The sequence below is a fragment of the Devosia sp. genome, assembly GCF_028290625.1.
GTDB lineage: Bacteria > Pseudomonadota > Alphaproteobacteria > Rhizobiales > Devosiaceae > Devosia.
In genome coordinates, this window is sequence record NZ_JAQGJM010000008.1 from 33,357 (window position 1) to 49,299 (window position 15,943).

General features: G+C 60.2%; 16 protein-coding genes and 1 pseudogene. 10 read left to right on the top strand and 7 right to left on the bottom strand.

What is annotated here, in order from left to right:
- Positions 1 to 11: 11 nt before the first annotated feature.
- The 6 genes from JWR51_RS02340 (at position 12) to JWR51_RS02365 (ending at position 6,370) form a co-directional block, all read left to right on the top strand.
- Positions 12 to 707 carry a GntR family transcriptional regulator gene (locus JWR51_RS02340; protein ID WP_299743137.1) on the top strand — a complete coding sequence of 232 codons (696 nt, stop codon included), beginning with the start codon at positions 12 to 14 and terminating at the stop codon, positions 705 to 707.
- A 252-nt stretch (positions 708 to 959) separates the two neighbouring features.
- Positions 960 to 1,922, top strand: a complete 963-nt coding sequence (locus tag JWR51_RS02345) for a sugar ABC transporter permease (protein WP_299743141.1) — start codon at positions 960 to 962, stop codon at positions 1,920 to 1,922.
- A complete protein-coding gene (locus JWR51_RS02350; protein ID WP_299743144.1) occupies positions 1,922 to 2,770 on the top strand; it encodes a carbohydrate ABC transporter permease in 849 nt (282 codons plus the stop codon). Before JWR51_RS02345 ends, JWR51_RS02350 begins: the two co-directional genes overlap by 1 nt.
- 122 nt (positions 2,771 to 2,892) lie before the next feature.
- Positions 2,893 to 4,215, top strand: a complete 1,323-nt coding sequence (locus JWR51_RS02355) for an extracellular solute-binding protein (RefSeq protein ID WP_299743147.1) — start codon at positions 2,893 to 2,895, stop codon at positions 4,213 to 4,215.
- Positions 4,216 to 4,317: 102 nt separating this feature from the next.
- A complete protein-coding gene (gene ugpC, locus JWR51_RS02360) occupies positions 4,318 to 5,373 on the top strand; it encodes a sn-glycerol-3-phosphate ABC transporter ATP-binding protein UgpC (protein WP_299743150.1) in 1,056 nt (351 codons plus the stop codon).
- A gap of 52 nt (positions 5,374 to 5,425) precedes the next feature.
- Positions 5,426 to 6,370, top strand: coding sequence for an SMP-30/gluconolactonase/LRE family protein (locus JWR51_RS02365; RefSeq protein WP_299743153.1), 945 nt, complete (start codon positions 5,426 to 5,428; stop codon positions 6,368 to 6,370).
- A gap of 506 nt (positions 6,371 to 6,876) precedes the next feature.
- On the opposite strand, the gene JWR51_RS02370 is transcribed toward JWR51_RS02365, so the two are convergent.
- The 3 genes from JWR51_RS02370 to JWR51_RS02380 are packed head-to-tail and all read right to left on the bottom strand — an operon-like array spanning position 6,877 to position 9,454.
- The gene (locus JWR51_RS02370) at positions 6,877 to 8,055 is read right to left on the bottom strand and encodes an acetyl-CoA C-acetyltransferase (protein WP_299743155.1); all 1,179 of its coding nucleotides are present in this window, start codon (positions 8,053 to 8,055) and stop codon (positions 6,877 to 6,879) included.
- A gap of 24 nt (positions 8,056 to 8,079) precedes the next feature.
- Complete coding sequence (locus JWR51_RS02375) at positions 8,080 to 8,736, bottom strand: 3-oxoacid CoA-transferase subunit B (protein ID WP_299743157.1); 657 nt, start codon at positions 8,734 to 8,736, stop codon at positions 8,080 to 8,082.
- Position 8,737: 1 nt separating this feature from the next.
- Positions 8,738 to 9,454 carry a CoA transferase subunit A gene (locus tag JWR51_RS02380; protein ID WP_299743160.1) on the bottom strand — a complete coding sequence of 239 codons (717 nt, stop codon included), beginning with the start codon at positions 9,452 to 9,454 and terminating at the stop codon, positions 8,738 to 8,740.
- Between the two features lie 142 nt (positions 9,455 to 9,596).
- Between JWR51_RS02380 and JWR51_RS02385 the strand changes: the two genes are divergently transcribed.
- Positions 9,597 to 10,193, top strand: coding sequence for a LuxR C-terminal-related transcriptional regulator (locus JWR51_RS02385; protein WP_299743185.1), 597 nt, complete (start codon positions 9,597 to 9,599; stop codon positions 10,191 to 10,193).
- A gap of 79 nt (positions 10,194 to 10,272) precedes the next feature.
- Entirely contained in the window at positions 10,273 to 10,704 is a 432-nt protein-coding gene (locus JWR51_RS02390; protein WP_299743188.1) for a hypothetical protein, read from the top strand.
- A 21-nt stretch (positions 10,705 to 10,725) separates the two neighbouring features.
- On the opposite strand, the gene JWR51_RS02395 is transcribed toward JWR51_RS02390, so the two are convergent.
- The 3 genes from JWR51_RS02395 to JWR51_RS02405 form a co-directional block, all read right to left on the bottom strand.
- Positions 10,726 to 10,884, bottom strand: coding sequence for a hypothetical protein (locus JWR51_RS02395; protein WP_299743191.1), 159 nt, complete (start codon positions 10,882 to 10,884; stop codon positions 10,726 to 10,728).
- A 329-nt stretch (positions 10,885 to 11,213) separates the two neighbouring features.
- Entirely contained in the window at positions 11,214 to 12,098 is an 885-nt protein-coding gene (locus JWR51_RS02400; RefSeq protein ID WP_299743194.1) for a hypothetical protein, read from the bottom strand.
- 205 nt (positions 12,099 to 12,303) lie between these two features.
- Complete coding sequence (locus JWR51_RS02405; RefSeq protein ID WP_299743196.1) at positions 12,304 to 12,636, bottom strand: transcription initiation protein; 333 nt, start codon at positions 12,634 to 12,636, stop codon at positions 12,304 to 12,306.
- 391 nt (positions 12,637 to 13,027) lie between these two features.
- Here JWR51_RS02405 and JWR51_RS02410 point away from each other — a divergent pair, with 391 nt between their 5' ends.
- Both JWR51_RS02410 and JWR51_RS02415 read left to right on the top strand, forming a co-directional pair.
- On the top strand, positions 13,028 to 13,300 hold the full coding sequence (locus JWR51_RS02410; RefSeq protein ID WP_299743198.1) for a hypothetical protein: 273 nt from the start codon (positions 13,028 to 13,030) through the stop codon (positions 13,298 to 13,300).
- Between the two features lie 534 nt (positions 13,301 to 13,834).
- A pseudogene (locus JWR51_RS02415) lies at positions 13,835 to 14,442 on the top strand (radical SAM protein); the annotation flags it as partial.
- Positions 14,443 to 14,874: 432 nt separating this feature from the next.
- Here JWR51_RS02415 and JWR51_RS02420 read toward each other — a convergent pair.
- Entirely contained in the window at positions 14,875 to 15,927 is a 1,053-nt protein-coding gene (locus JWR51_RS02420) for an LLM class flavin-dependent oxidoreductase (protein ID WP_299743200.1), read from the bottom strand.
- Positions 15,928 to 15,943: the final 16 nt, after the last annotated feature.

Consider the following 15,943-nt stretch of genomic DNA (forward strand, 5'->3'; position numbering starts at 1 on the left):
AGGCGCGATACATGACCACTGAAGGGTTCGTTTCACCCGGATTGCAGCCGTCCTCGGATTCCGCTTCACAACAGATTCAGCAGGCGTTGCGTCACGCGATCGTCACGCTCCAATTGGCCCCCGGCACTCGGCTGTCCGAAAAGGAGGTTGCACTGCGTTTTGGTGTCTCGCGTCAGCCTGCGCGCGAGGCGATGATAGCACTTTCGAAAATTGGCCTTGTGCGCGTGTTGCCGCAGCGCGGCACGGTAGTAGCGAAAATCTCCACCCGGCAGATGATGCAGGTGCGGTTCACCCGCGAAGCGCTCGAGACCGCCATTGTGCGCCGGGCCTGCGAGCGGTTCGATCCAATGTATCGCTCTAGCCTCGATTCTATCATGGATGCACAGCGCAAGGCGGCGCGGGACGACGATCCTGCCGCGTTCCAGGACCATGATCAAAGCTTTCATGCAGCACTGGCATCGGGTGCCGACGCCGAGCATGCTTGGCAGCTCGTTATCGACGTCAAGTGCCACATGGATCGAGTTTGCCATTTGACCCTGTGGGACCGGGAGACGATGGAGGGGCTGATCCAGCAGCATGAGGCGATCCTGGCGGCGATCGATACCCAGGATGCCGAGGCCGCGGACCAGGCGATGCGATATCATTTGACGCAGGTGTTGCGGGCGCTGCCCAAGGTGCTTGTCGACCGGGCCGATCTGTTCGAATAAACCGCCGCAGTTAAACCTATCCTTGATGCTTGACGAAGCCAGAAAACGGCGTGACAGAACGCTGTTGCGTCGGACGCTGGCGGCGTCGTTGCGCTGCGCCAAAGCCCTGCGCGCCCGGTAAAATACCCCCAATTTTCAATCGAATTGTGAAGTCGAAAGTCGAGTCGCTAAGCGAATCGTTCTTGCGCAAATTCAGATCGAATGTCATAGTATGGCAGGGTATAGCATGAGCAGACAAAGAGCTGCGATTAGATGGGTGTGCGTATGGGCGGGAGCGACGGTTCAACTGTTCAGCCGGCGGAGGCTGCCGGCGGAGCGCGAAAAAGATGGCGCGCGTTGCGTCAGGCTCTCAGTCGCTACGGCGATCGGTTTTTCGTGCCATCGGCCGTTCTGCCGACCTTTGTCCTCATGGCCTGTGTGTTTGGGGTGCCGCTGCTGTTCTCCCTCTACCTGAGCTTTACGATTGGCGGGCCTGATGGGGCGCTGTTCTCGGGCAGATTCGCTGGTCTCGCCAATTACGATGACCTCCTGCACAATGCAGTGTTCAAGAGCGCGATCTTTATAACGCTCGGCTACACGGCGGCGTCCGTTGCCGCGCAAATGCTGTTCGGGCTGGCGATCGCCTTGCTGTTAAATGTCGACCTGCCTGGCATGCGGATTTTTCGCACCGCGCTCATCATTCCGATGATGATTACCCCGATCGTCGGTGCGTTGTGCTGGAAGCTGCTGCTCGACCCCAGTCACGGCGTTATCAATCAATGGCTCGGCACGCAGACCGTCTGGCTGGGCACTCCATCTACGGCGCTGATAGCCGTCTGGGTTGTCGGCGTGTGGCAGAACACCACCTATGTCACCCTGATCCTGTTGGCGGGCCTGCGCTCATTGCCCAGCGAGCCGCTTGAGGCGGCCTCAATCGATGGTGCCAATCGCCTGCAGTCCTTCTGGTATGTCATTCTTCCGATGTTGCGGCCGTATCTACTGGTCGCGCTGCTGCTGCGGACGATCTTCGAGTTCCGCGCCTTCGACAATATCTATGCAATGACCGGCGGCGGACCAGCGAACAGCACCATGGTGCTGTCGATGTACACCTATCTGATGTCCTTCGTGCAGTTCGACTTCAACATGGGTGCGGCCGCGGCGTGGATCATGCTGTTGATATCGTTGATCCTGTGCACGTTCTTCATTGTCGTGGTTCGTCGTCGGGAGACGCTGTAATGGCCGTGGTTGTTGGTTCGCCGCGCATGCGCAAACTTGAAACTGCGCTGATTTATGTGGCCTTGACGGTTCTCGTGATGGTGTTCCTGTTTCCCGTGCTGTGGGTGCTCGGACTGTCGCTGAAGACGCGTCTTCAGGTCTTCGCCTCGCCGCCGCTCTACCTGTGGTGGCCGACAATTGAAAACTATGTGGACGTGCTGACGCGGTCAGACTTCCCCAGGGCTTTCATCAATACCCTGATCGTTTCGACAAGCGCGGTGCTGCTGTCGCTCTGCGTCGGAGCTCCCGCCGCCTACGCCTTCGCGCGCTTTCCATTCAAGGGCCGATCGTTCCTGTTCTTCGCGCTGTTGGTGATGCGGATGCTGCCGCCGATCGCGGTGCTCGTTCCGATGTATGTGATTTTCAGTAAGCTTGGCCTGGCGACTACACGGCTGAGCGTGGTGCTGGCCTACACCACGTTCAGCCTGCCGTTGGTCGTCTGGATTATGCGCGGATACTTCGAAGACCTGCCGGTCGAGCTGGAGGAAAGCGCCTGGATCGATGGTGCAACGCGATTTACCGCGTTCACGCACATCATCTTACCGATGGCGCGACCCGGCTTCGTGGCGGCCAGTATCCTATGCCTGCAACTGGCATGGAACGACTTCATGTTCGCCGCCGTCCTGACCAACAATGACACACAAACATTGCCAGTGATGATGGCCTCTTTCAATGCCGGTGACTCCGGCATGGATTGGGGGGGGCTAACGGCTTCGGGCATGCTGGTCACCTTGCCCGTGGTGATCTTCTCGTTCTTCGCCCAGGGCCACCTTGTGGCCGGACTGTCTTCCGGGGCGGTCAAGGGATAAGTGCGCCCTCAAACAGGGGGGAAACGAAACAACGTTTTCACGGCCAGGAACTGCTCGCTCGGCGCAGGACCAGAGGTGGCCGTAAGGGAGGCCGAGTCATGATTAATAGAGGAGTGAGCGTCATGGGAAAATTTTTGGGAGGGCTTAATGTCAATAGAAGGCAGGTGCTGCAAGGCGGCGCCGCAGCTGGTCTCGTCGCACTAGCGGCACCAAAGGCATGGGGACAAAACAAGCCGGAAAAACTGGTTCTGGTTTGCGAAAACTCGATTGCCTGGAAGCGTACACTGATCGAAGAAGTGGCGCCGGCCTTCGAGAAGGAAAACGGCATCAAGATCGAATTCACCATGTTGCCGGTAGACGCTTGGCGTGCTCGCCTCAAGGCCGAGCTCAGCGCTGGCTCGACTGGTATCGATATCGCGATGCTGTCAGTGCAGATGTCGGGCTGGATGGCGCCGCATCTGCTAGATCACAACGAGGTGGCGGCAAAGATCACTGAGCGCGATCCCGACTTCGACTGGGGCGATTTTCTCGAAGGCGGCAAGAAGGCCGGTACGTATGAGGGCAAGTTGGTGGGCATTCCCTACCGCCTGACCGCACAGATATTGCACTATCAGAAGGAATTGCTGGCGCAGGCAGGGTTCGCCCAAGCGCCGCAAACCTTTGCGGAGTTCGCGAAAGCGGCTTTGGCGGTGAACTCGCCGCCAGATCGCTACGGTTTTGGCCTCACCGGCAAACAGGGTGCAGCGACATTCACCAATGCGGTGCCCTGGATATTTTCGGCCGGTGGGCGGTTGGTGGATTTTGACACCGGTGAGATTTTCATCGACAGCGACAAGGCTGCCGAAGGCTTGCAGTTCTATGCGGACCTGCTGTTAAAGGAAAAGGTCGTGCCGCCGGAAGCTATGACCTGGGAGTTCGACGATCTTATCGCTGGCGCGCAGAACGACAAGTATGCCATGTCCGCGACCTTCTCGTCTTATGGCACCCTGTTCAACGATCCGAAGCTGTCGAAGACGGCCGGCCGCTGGGCCTGGTCGACCATGCCTGGCAGCCCGACAAAAGAGGACAACCGCACTCTGATCGATGGCCAATTCATGGCGATCTCCAAGTATTCCCAGAACGCCGACTGGGCGACGGAATTCCTGCGCATGGCGTGCAGCAAAGATGCGATGCTGCGCTCCATGGAAGGCGGCAATGCCCCACCGCGCAGCTCGTCCCTACTCAATCCCGACATGGTTGCCAAGCTTGGTTGGCCCGCCGCCGCGGCGGAAGCGATTAATACCGGTATCCCGATCTCGTCGAACGCGGCCTGGGACGGTCTTGAACTGTCGCTGCGCACCGGCGTCTCGGAAGCCTTGCTCGGGCAGAAGACGGCGAAGGACGCCCTTAGGGATGTAGCGGACGACTGGCAGCGCAATCTGCGTCGCGCAGGCATCATCAAGTAGCCTCGCATATGCCCGGCAAATCCACGCGGGGTTTGCCGGGCATACACAAGCCGATTTCCTAGGAAATGGGCAAAACGAATACCGCATTATCGGGAGAATAGAGTGGCCCAGGTTACCATCGACAACGTGCGCAAAGCCTATGGCGACGTCGAGGTTTTGCATGGCGTGAGTGCGCGGATCGAGGATGGCGAGTTCGTCGTGCTGGTCGGCCCGTCCGGCTGTGGCAAATCGACATTGCTGCGCATGATCGCCGGTCTCGAGACGATTACCGGGGGTATCGTGCGGATTGGCGATCGTGTCGTTAATGACATTACGCCGCGAGAGCGCAACATTGCGATGGTTTTCCAGAACTATGCGCTCTATCCGCATATGACGGTCTCGGACAACATGACCTTTTCGCTGCGTCTGAAAGGCACCTCGCGTGAGGAGACTGCCCGACAGGTCAAGCGCGCTGCCGAGATTCTTGGCCTAACGAATTTGCTGGATCGCTATCCAAAACAGCTTTCGGGCGGTCAGAGGCAGCGCGTGGCGATGGGACGCGCGATCGTGCGCGATCCATTGGTGTTCCTGTTCGATGAGCCTCTATCCAATCTTGATGCCAAGCTCAGGGTGCAGATGCGCGTCGAGATCAAGGATCTGCACCAGCGTCTGGGGACGACGACCATCTACGTCACCCATGACCAGATCGAAGCGATGACGATGGCTGACAAGATCGTTGTCATGCGCGATGGAGTTATCGAGCAGGTCGGATCGCCGCTCGATATCTATGACGCGCCGGCAAATGTGTTCGTCGCCAGTTTCATAGGTTCGCCGTCGATGAACCTTCTCAATTGCCACTATGTGGGGGCAGGAAACGCCCGAACGGAAGACGGTATCGATCTTCCTCTCGTTGCATCCGCTGCGCTGCAGGACAATCAGGCCGTGGTCTACGGAGTACGCCCGGAGCATTTGACGATCGCGGCCACTGGCATTCCAGCAGTGGTCTTGGTGGTCGAGCCGACAGGGTCCGAAACGCATATATTCGCGAAGGTTGGAAACCAGGATGTCACCGTTCTCGTGCGCGAGAGAATGAGCGTTGCTCCCGGCGATACGATCTACCTGCAACCGAAAGACAACAGCATATATCTGTTCGATAAGGGTACGGGTGTTCGGCTCTGAGGCTGAGCCATGTCCGTATGTACTAAGACATTCGACAAAGACCGGGAACCCAATGTGCAGCATGCGCGTGATGGCGACGGACTTGGCTTTTCCGGAGGGGCCGGTCGCCATGCCGGACGGATCGGTTATACTGGTTGAGATACGGCGGCAGCAGTTGACGCGAATAGGCGCCGATGGCCGCAAGGATGTGATCGCCCGCATAGCCGGCGGCCCCAACGGCGCGGCTTTGGGGCCTGACGGCAAGATTTATGTCTGCAACAACGGCGGGTTTAGCTGGAAGCAGTTCGCCGACGGCTGGGGACCGGGGCCGCTGAACCCAGCCGACTACATTGGAGGCTCGATCCAAAGGGTCGATCTATCGACCGGCGAGGTCGAGACTGTTTTTGACAGTTGTAACGGACGCCGACTGCTGGGGCCGAACGACCTCGTATTCGACAGCCATGGTGGCCTGTGGTTCACCGATTTCGGTAAACGACGCCCCCGCGACGCCGACCACGGTTCGGTCTACTATATCAAGCCCGGGATGACGGAAATCGTCGAGGTGATATTTCCTCTCCAGTTTCCGAACGGTATCGGGCTGTCGCCGGACGAAAAGCTTCTCTATGTGGCTGAAACTACGACCGCGCGTCTTTGGGCATTCGATGTTGTCGGTGCCGGAAAGATCCAACCACGGCAGCCGGTATACCGGAATGAAGCTGGAAGCTGCCTTCACGGCCTCGGCGGTTACGCTTTCTTCGATTCGCTGGCCGTCGAAGCATGCGGCAACATCTGCGTCGCCACGCTCGTCAAAGGCGCAATCTCGGTGATCTCTCCCGACGGCACACTCCTGGAGCAGATCGAGACGGGCGACGCCTCAACGACCAATATTGCTTTTGGCGGGAAGGACTTGAAGACGGCGTATATAACCCTGTCCGACCAGGGGCATCTCATTGCGGTCGACTGGCCAAGAGCGGGGCTGCCTCTTGCGTATCTCAACGCGCCGTCGTTTGGCAGCTGACACGGCACACATTCGCCGGCCCGAGCCCTTCACATCAATCCTATATGGACGCGCTCGCGTCGTTTGTTGCAAACAAATCCGATCCACGCATTCCTGCAGCGTTGGAACAGGAATTTCGCGCGCCCTAGCGGGCGTGAGGACCTACATGTTCGGTCGGTCGCCGGCCACGGGTTTGCGCTGCGTCTCGCAGCGTCGGCGAAGGTGACCGCAAGCAAATACCAATGAGCATCGCCAAGCTGCTTTGGGGCAAGACATCGAAGGTCATGATCTTGCGGGCACGGCCAGCGATACGGATCAGGCCCACCCCAGAAAACATCATGCGGCAGCGTGATTTTCAAGATCATCCGACCGACGTAGGTGTCGCCAGATGTCAGGTCCAGCAATTCCGGCCGGCCGGCCGACGTCGGAGCCGGAGCCGGAGCCGGAGCCGGAGCCGGAGCCGGAGCCGGAGCCGGAGCCGGAGCCGGAGCCGGAGCCGGAGCCGGAGCCGGAGCCGGAGCCGGAGCTTAAGCCACCCGCTCCACGCAAATCGCAATCCCCATCCCGCCGCCAATACACAGCGTCGCCAGCCCCTTGCGCACATCCCGCCGCGCCAGTTCATACAGCAGCGTCACCAAAATCCGCGCCCCAGAAGCCCCAATCGGATGCCCGATCGCGATCGAGCCGCCATTGACATTGACCTTTTCCGGATCCCAGCCCATCGCCTGGTTCACCGCGCAAGCCTGCGCCGCGAATGCCTCATTGGCCTCGATCAAATCCAGCTCATCCGCCGCCCATCCAGCCTTCGCCAACGCCTTGGTCGATGATGGAATCGGCCCCGTACCCATCAGGGCCGGATCGACCCCGGCTGTGGCCCAGGACGCAATATGTGCCAGCGGCGTCAGCCCGCGCCGCGCCGCCTCATCGGCATGCATCAGCACCAACGCCGCCGCCCCATCATTGATGCCCGAGGCATTGCCCGCCGTCACTGTGCCGTCTTCGTCGAACGCCGGCCGCAGCTTCGCCAGCACCTCGGCATTGGTGTCGGGCCGGATGTGCTCATCTGCCTCCACCACCACATCTCCCTTGCGCCCCTTGACCGTCACCGGGAAAATCTCATTGGCGAACCGGCCTTCGCCGCGTGCCGCCGCAGCCTTGCGCTGCGATCCGGCCGCCAGCGCATCCTGCGCCGCCCGACCGATCCGGAACTGTTTGGCCACGTTCTCCGCCGTGATCCCCATATGATAGCCGTGGAAAGCGTCGAGCAGCCCATCGCGCATCAGGGTATCCATCAGCTCGATATTGCCCATCTTGGCTGGCACCCGCAGATATTGGGTATGCTGGGCCAGCGACATCGATTCCTGCCCGCCCGCCACGATCACACTGGCATCGCCATTAGCGATCTGCTGCATCCCCAGCGCCACCGCCCGCAATCCCGATCCGCAAAGCTGGTTCACCCCCCAAGCGGTGGTCTCCTGCCGCAGCCCGGCCTTTATTGCCGCCTGCCGCGCTGGGTTCTGCCCCTGGCCCGCGGTCAGAATCTGCCCGAGGATAACCTCATCCACGGCATCCCTTTCAACCCCGGCACGCTCCAGCGCCGCTGTGATCGCCAGCGCTCCCAGCTCATGCGCCGGCACGGTGGACAGCCCACCCAAAAAGGTGCCCACAGGCGTGCGGGCAGCCCCGACGATAACGATGTCGGTCATGACAAGCTCCTAAAGCTTTGGCGATCAGGCTGCTGCCCGGTCCAGCCCATTCTCGAATTTGGCCGCCGTCTTGGCGGTGATTTCGTCCAGCGTCACGCCATCCGCCAATGCTATCAGCGTCAGCTTCGCCTCGCCCTTGCGCGCCACCGTGAACACGCCCAGATCGGTGATCACCATGTCGGCGACCCGCTGCCCGGTGAGCGGCAATGTGCATTGCTCCAGCAATTTTGGCTCGCCCTTGGCCTCATGTTCCATCACCACTACGACGCGCTTGACGCCTGCCACCAGATCCATGGCGCCGCCCATGCCCTTGATCATCTTGCCGGGAATGGTCCAGTTCGCCAGATCGCCATTGCGCGCCACCTGCATCGACCCCAAAATGGTCAGATCGATATGTCCGCCCCGGATCATGCCAAAGCCATCGGCGCTGGAAAAGAAACTGGTCATCGGCAGCGCCGTGATGGTCTGCTTGCCGGCATTGATCAAATCGGCGTCTTCCTCACCCTCATAGGGAAAGGGCCCGACGCCCAGCATGCCGTTCTCGCTCTGCAGGCACACTGACATCCCCCCAGGAATGTAATTGGCCACCATTGTGGGAATGCCGATGCCCAGATTGACATAGAAGCCGTCCCGAAGCTCCCGCGCGGCGCGCTGCGCCATCTGTTCGCGTGTCCAGGCCATCTCAGTTCGCTCCCGCCAGCTCACGCTTGCGCGTGCGCACTTGCTCGATATGTTTGACCGGATTGGGCACATGCACGATGCGCGACACGAAAATGCCCGGCGTGTGGATCTGGTCGGATTCCAGCTCGCCGATCTCGGCCATATGCTCCACTTCAGCGACCGTGACCTTGCCCGCCGTCGCCACCACCGGGTTAAAATTGCGCGCCGTCTTGCGATAGATCAGATTGCCCTCGGCATCGCCCTTCCAGGCATGCACCAACGCCACATCGGCGGTCAGCCCGCGCTCCATCACATAGCTTTCGCCATCGAATTCGCGCACTTCCTTGCCCTCGGCGACGATGGTGCCGACGCCGGTCTTGGTGAAAAACGCAGGAATGCCCGCTCCGCCCGCGCGGATGCGCTCGGCCAGCGTGCCCTGCGGCGAGAATTCGACTTCCAGCTTGCCCGACAGATATTGCTCGGCGAACAGCTTGTTCTCGCCCACGTAGGATGAGATCATCTTGCGGATTTGTCCGGCCTCCAGCAGCACGCCCAGCCCGATGCCATCGACGCCACAATTGTTGGAAATCACCGTCAACCCGGTCACCCCGGTCAACTTGATCGCCCCGATCAGCGCCGACGGAATGCCGCAAAGCCCGAAGCCGCCGGCCATGATGGTCATGTCGTCACGCATCAGCTCGGCTAGGGCCAGCGACGCCCCGCTATACACTTTTGACATGGAACTCCTCCTTATTCGGGGCGTCCGCGTCTCTGCGCACCTCCGCTCGGATCAAGGCTAGGCCTTGCAGTGCACCGCTCGTTAGTCGTATTTATACCGCATGGCCCCACCTGGCACGAACCTACCGCCGCCGCACAGTCGATTGAGTTTCAATCTGGACCAGATGCCGGTGCCAATGGCGCACGCGACCTACCGGGTTATTCGCGACTGTAATGCAGAGTTCGCCGCCCTGTTCGGCCTCGAACGCTTCGATCTGATCGACCAGAGCTTCTCCCGCCTTTATCCAAAACTGGCCGATTTTGTACTGACAGGGGATATGTGGCGCCCCAATCTTGCTGCGGGGCGAGCCTATCACGACGAGCGCGTCATGATTGGGGCCGGTGGTGTTCTGTTCTGGTGCCGGGTCAACGGCCGCACGTTGAGCGATGTCGACCCCTTTGCCGAAGCGCTCTATTGTTATCAGCGCATGAGCCGCCCAGTCATAGATTCCGCACTGTCCCTGACTGACCGACAGCGCCAAGTACTAACGCAAATCAGCCAAGGTAAAACCAGCGCAGCAATTGCGGCGGAACTCCGGCTGTCCAAGCGGACGATCGAAGCTCATCGGCAGCGGCTAATGCGTGCAGTGGGGGTGAACAATGGGGCCGAGCTGGTGGCCTGGTTCACAGGGGCGCCTGTACCTGCCGTTAGCGGGACGTCGTCGCAAACCAAAGTAGCGCTCGGATCATTAGAACGATGACATGAGCGGTACTCGATGACAATTTGGTCTCCGATGTGTGGCGCGATCTCGCGAACAGCACCTGGGAGCGCCGATGCACATGGCTCGCTCGAAGCTCTGGCGCTGGCCGTGGACGAAATCGCCGACGCTGGAGGATGCCGTCGCGGTCGCCCGGGGGCAGTGGCAGGCGCGTGAGACCGACGTGCCCATGCTCGACGACGTCGATGTGGTCGGCATCGATCTGACCAAAACGCCGGCCCTGCAGCACAAGAAGGAGTGGGTGGATCGCGTCATCGATCTGCTGCGCTGGACCTGGAGCACGACACTGCTCCGCATCGGGAATTTCATCATCGTCGCTGCCATTGGAGCGCTTACTGGGATCCTGCCGTCGCTGATCGAGATCTTCTTCGATCAAGTACTGCAGCGGCAGATCGACATCATAGAGCCGGTGTGGTGGACGGGATGGGTGCTGCTGCCGATCGGGATCGCCGTTGCCATCCTCGGGGCGATGGAGAAGAGGCGGGGACAATAGCCATGCCTGGCTGCTCAGGACCTAGCGGGCCTTGCCGACACGGCGTCTGCAGGAGGTCAGTTCCGCCGGCGTGAACAGTCCCGCCCAGCGATCCTCGAGGGCCAGCGCCTCGACGGACAGATCGAGACGGTGGAGTTCGAGAAGGCGAACGAACCCATCGGAGATGGGTCTGTTGATCAATGCCCGTACGGTAGCGATCGCACCGAGTTCCTCCATCATGTCGAGCAGGTATCGAGGGCGGTAGTCTAGCTTTTCGCACTCGCGATAAGTGGAGAGCAGGACGAGACGCTGTTGATTTCCGCCGAGAAGTCTCGATGGAAATATCCCCGCCTAGCGGGTCACTTCTCAGTGGCAATCAACAGACTGGTCATCCGCCTTGCCGTCGCCAAGAACCGGATCAGCTCTTAGGAGCCAACGGCGGTCACGCGTCGGCTTCGGCCTTAAGCCGGGTTGGCGAGGCGGTGTTTCCTTGATGCGGCCGTTTCCTGTCCGATGTGGTGGTGGACACGCTAGACCTTGGGCATCCGCCTCCGTTCCATCGCGCGACCCGCCTTTCTGGCGGCCCTGAGTTCACCGATTGTTGGCTGCCACCAGACTGCGGCTTGAACCTCCGCCTTGGAGCCGGCACGAGATGGCCAGGTCTTGATGAGTTCATCAAGCGTGGCTGGACGCCATTGGCCCCAGACATAATCGGGGTCAGCCGGCATGTCGGCGTAATGGGTGCGCAGGATTTCCGGGTCAGCAGCCTCGCCGTCGCAGCCGGTAAAGACGACCACGCCGTATCCCCGCGTCATCACAGGGCGGCCGAGCGGCGGAAGATCATCCGGCAGGAGTGGATAGCGCCGGCGGTGACGTTCTGCGGACCGGGCACGCGATGCCAGCTCCTGCGGGGTGCCACGCCTCTGCACCTGACGCTTCCTGCGCTCCTCTGGTTCATTGCGAATAGCAGCGGTTTCGATCTGGCTCCAGTGTCGGCGTAGATCCTCGTAAGATCGATAGGGGACGGTCCAAACCCGACGGTCGCCGTCCCAGGAAGCAAAAGGCACCTCACGCATTTTATCGACAACGGTACGCGAATAGGGCGTCTGCACCTCCAACCGCTCGTCATGGACCAGGAGATATTTCGAAATGATCGGATCGAAAGCATAAGCGTCGCGTCCCCTCATATCGGCGTAAGCGTTCGATCCAGCAAATTCTCGCTCCCACCATCGATCGAAGCGCCGAGCCGCGGTTTTGCCTGGGACGAACCAGGCCTTGAGGTCGTCACTCCAACGCGCGCGGGGGAACGCTTTGCGAAAGTGTTCGACCGTCATCCGGTCATAAGGGAAGGCCGCCGTCGCGCCTGGCGGACCTTCATCCCGGGATTTTGCGTTGTCGGTGCTCTTCGTCGTCATCGCGCTATCATCGCCGCCATTCCCAGGTGAACGCGCCGACGCAGATGTGGTTCTTGTGGGATGGGCGACCCTTGCATGCTGTCGGGAGCGTGGCCTCCGCGGTATTGCGGCGACGGCTGTGATTTGGCCAACTAGACTCTAAGGACGCCAAAGCGGTAGAGCGCTCCAACACAACCCAACCCCTCGCCGATCAGCGGCTAATTCGCTAGCTCAGCTGTTCCAGAGGCCAGACCTCAACAACTCCGTGGGCGACGGCGCAAGGCACCTTGGAGACTATACCTATGGCTTCCTGAAGATCGGCGGCCTCGATTATGGCAAAGCCAGCAACGGGGAGAGAGGATACCATAAAGGCACCCTCCGTTGTGTTGACCCCGGCGGCGTCGTGATTTCGAACCTGAACCGGATTTCCGGCAACGCCTATTAGGGCGCCGCGCTGCAACAGCTTTAAGTCATGGGCATGTGCCGCATCCCGGACCGCTACCGGTGTCTGGTCGTAACCCTCGCGGTCGCCGTATCCGATCGTTATGAACTTGGGCATTGGTGCGTCTCCTCTCCGGTGGTTAACCCGGCCGTCCGCCAAGATGTTCCAAACGTGGCGAATTCAGGGGCTTCGAAATCGAGGACGAGTGGTGATCGAGCTTTCCTACCCGCCGCAACTGAGCGATCTGGTGAACGGGATGGTCGACCTCATCGCCAGTTTAACTGGCGTCGCGGAGCCAGCTTCAGATGTGGTTCACGGGCGCAGATTCAAAGGTGGACGGTTCACCGCTTGAAGGTCAGCATGACCCCGATGGATCTGATCGCGGCCAACGGGGGTCCGGTGACCAAGACCAGCATGGGCAATGCGCTAGAGGGGGATTGGGACAGCTTTTGACGGTATTTGCCATCCTTCTTGATGAGACCCCAAATTTTCTGGCAGAATGGCCCTCGTGCAGAAGCTGGAGACGGAATTGGCGAAATATGACCCGCTGAGAGATCACTTGTTGAAACAACAGGTCCCCGAGTTGGTTATGACATTCGCTGAGATTGAGGATGTGCTCGAAAGCTCCTTGCCGAAATCAGCGGCCAGCCCGCAGTTCTGGGCGAATACCTCTCGTGAGCACGGACACGTTCAGCGGGAAGCCTGGCGGCACAGCTACAATGCGTTTCTTCTCGCAGAGCAAAATCGTGTCCGTTTTGTGCGCCACGCTGTCAAAAGCTAACTCCACGTCCAATTTTCCGCGATCAGGGGTGTAATTGCGTCGCGCCGCGCCTGAGCATGCGGGAATAGCCCCGCCAGCGACCTTGTACCGCTTCAGGTCCAGAAGCAGGCTGTTACGAAATGACGGTTGGCATCAAGGGCCGCCTATGAGCCTATGGGGCACGCCATCGAAAATGCCATGATCCTGACCACAATGTCGTCACCGCCTCACGCCATGTTGCCGAAGCCCACCCGATCTAGTCGGCTGAGGCCTTAAGCCGGCAGACCTGGCAAATTGGGGCGGCAGGGAACGACGACCTCCAGATCCCTGCCGTTCCCATCCAGGTTCCCGCGGACTCTAGATCACGGCTAAGCGGTCACTCCGTGTGATGACATGGGGTGATCGCAGCACCAGCGGATCGCATAGTACGCTGTGTGGATAACCGCCCAGATGCGTCGTGGGGATAGGTAACATAAATATAGAGGCAATGACGAACAGCGACGGGAGGCTGAGGGGAGGGTTGACGGGGGAAGCCTTTTGCCCGAAAAGAACAAAATGGCAACAAACGCATCGATCGGTCAAGACGTTCTTGCGCGCGGCAGGTCCTCGCGTTCGAATGCCTCGGGGCGCTTCGAAAGGCTACAAACCGAAGATTTCGACGATCGCTGGGACCGAGACGAAGGCGACGGCGCACCAAGCTCGAGGCGTTGCTGACAGCAGAAGCCGCCAAGACGATCCTCTCGCGCAACGAGAGCCCTGATTTGGGCTTTGACCGCTCCATCAATCCGTACCGCGGGTGCGAACACGGCTGCATCTACTGTTTCGCCCGTCCTTCCCACGCCTATCTTGGGCTATCGCCGGGGCTCGATTTCGAAACTAAACTCTTCTTCAAGCCTAATGCAGCCGAACTTCTGAGGCACGAGCTGTCAAAGCCGGGCTATGCCCCCGAACGGGTGCAACTGGGCGCGAACACGGATTGCTACCAGCCCGTTGAAAAGCGCCTGGGCATAACCCGCCAGGTTCTCGAAGTGCTCCAGGAATTCAACCACCCGCTCGGCATCACCACCAAGAGCCACCTGGTGACCCGGGATATCGACATTTTGGCGCCCATGGCGAAGAAGGGCCTGGTTGTGGTGGTGCTCTCGGTGACCATGGTCGGCAAGCGGCGGTCACAACGCACCGCCTTGCGTTACTTCTGGCAATCTCGGGCGATGCAGGAGGAAATTGCCATCTCCTGGAGCACAACCCACCTGAGCCTCAGGCAGAATGATTCCTATCAAAACATTCCATGGACCGACTTCAAGGCGTGGGCGGAGGACTACGTCGTGATCGTCCTGTTCAGTGTCGGGCCGATCTTTGTCCAATTCCCAAACGGGTGCTGACGGGCGATCAGGCAGCTGACATCATCGCTTGCCTAGGCGCCGCCGACGTCCTGCCGGCCCGCCTTTTTCTGCTCTAAGGGTTTCGACCGGCGACGAACGTCATCGTGTGCTGGGAAATCCGCGCTCCGGATTACACGTCCAGACCACTCCTTTACATGCTCATCGGATGAACGGAGTTGGGCCATCTCCGCATCTGACTGATGAAACGTTCGCTCAATCCGCCCGCAGCAACTCCCGAACCCTCGGGATCACTTCCCGTCCGAATAGCGTGATCGTCCGGGCACGGTCAGTGCTCGGCAGCTTGCCGATATCGTGCTTCAGATCGAACCGGCTGAGGTCCAGTGTCCTGGCATTGGCGGCGATCTTCTGTGCCACGGTCTCCGGCGAACCAACGAATAGCGCGCCCTGGGTGATTTCGCGTTCGTACGACTCGAACGTCGGCATATGGAAGCCGCGCTCTTTCACCATCTGCGCCATCACGTCGCGATAATGGGGCCAATGCGCTGCGCGTGCCGCCTCGTCTGTTTCGGCGACGAGGCCGATTGAGTGCATGCCAACCGGCTTTGGGGCGTGGCCGTATTTCTCCATCGCCTCATAGTAGAGATCAACGAATGGCCGGAAGCGGCCCGGATCGCCGCCAATGATGGCGAGCATCAGTGGCAGGTCGTAGCGGGCGGCACGTACCACGGATTCTGGGCTGCCACCGACCCCGACCCAAGTCGGGATGTTGCCCGCCGCCACCGCGGGCCGGACGAACTGGTTGGAAAGGGCCGACCGCGTCGTACCCTCCCAGCTCACCGGCTGCTCGCGAAGCAGCCGCGTAAACAGGTCGAGCTTTTCCTCGAACAGCGTCTCGTAATTATCGAGTTCCAGCCCGAACAAGGCGAAACTCTCAATCGAAGAGGCGCGGCCGACGATCAATTGCGCCCGCCCGTTGGACACCGCGTCGAGCGTGGCGAAATTGGCGTAGACTCTGACCGGATCCTGGGTTGATAGCACGGTGACGGCGGTGCCGAGCCGCAACGTTTCGGTCTTGCCGGCGATGGCGGCAAGGATAACGTGGCTCGCCGAATCTACCATATCTGGCCGGTAATGCTCGCCGATATTGAAGCTGTCGATACCGACGCTTTCCGCCAGCACCGCTTCGTCGATCATAAGGCGCACCGCTTCGGCGTCGGTCATCGGCCGTCCGGAGCCGTCGGTGGTGACCTCGCCGAACGAGTCGAGGCCGAATTCGATTGAGTTGGGGTTGATTGTCCCGGTCATTTTCAATTCCTGTCCC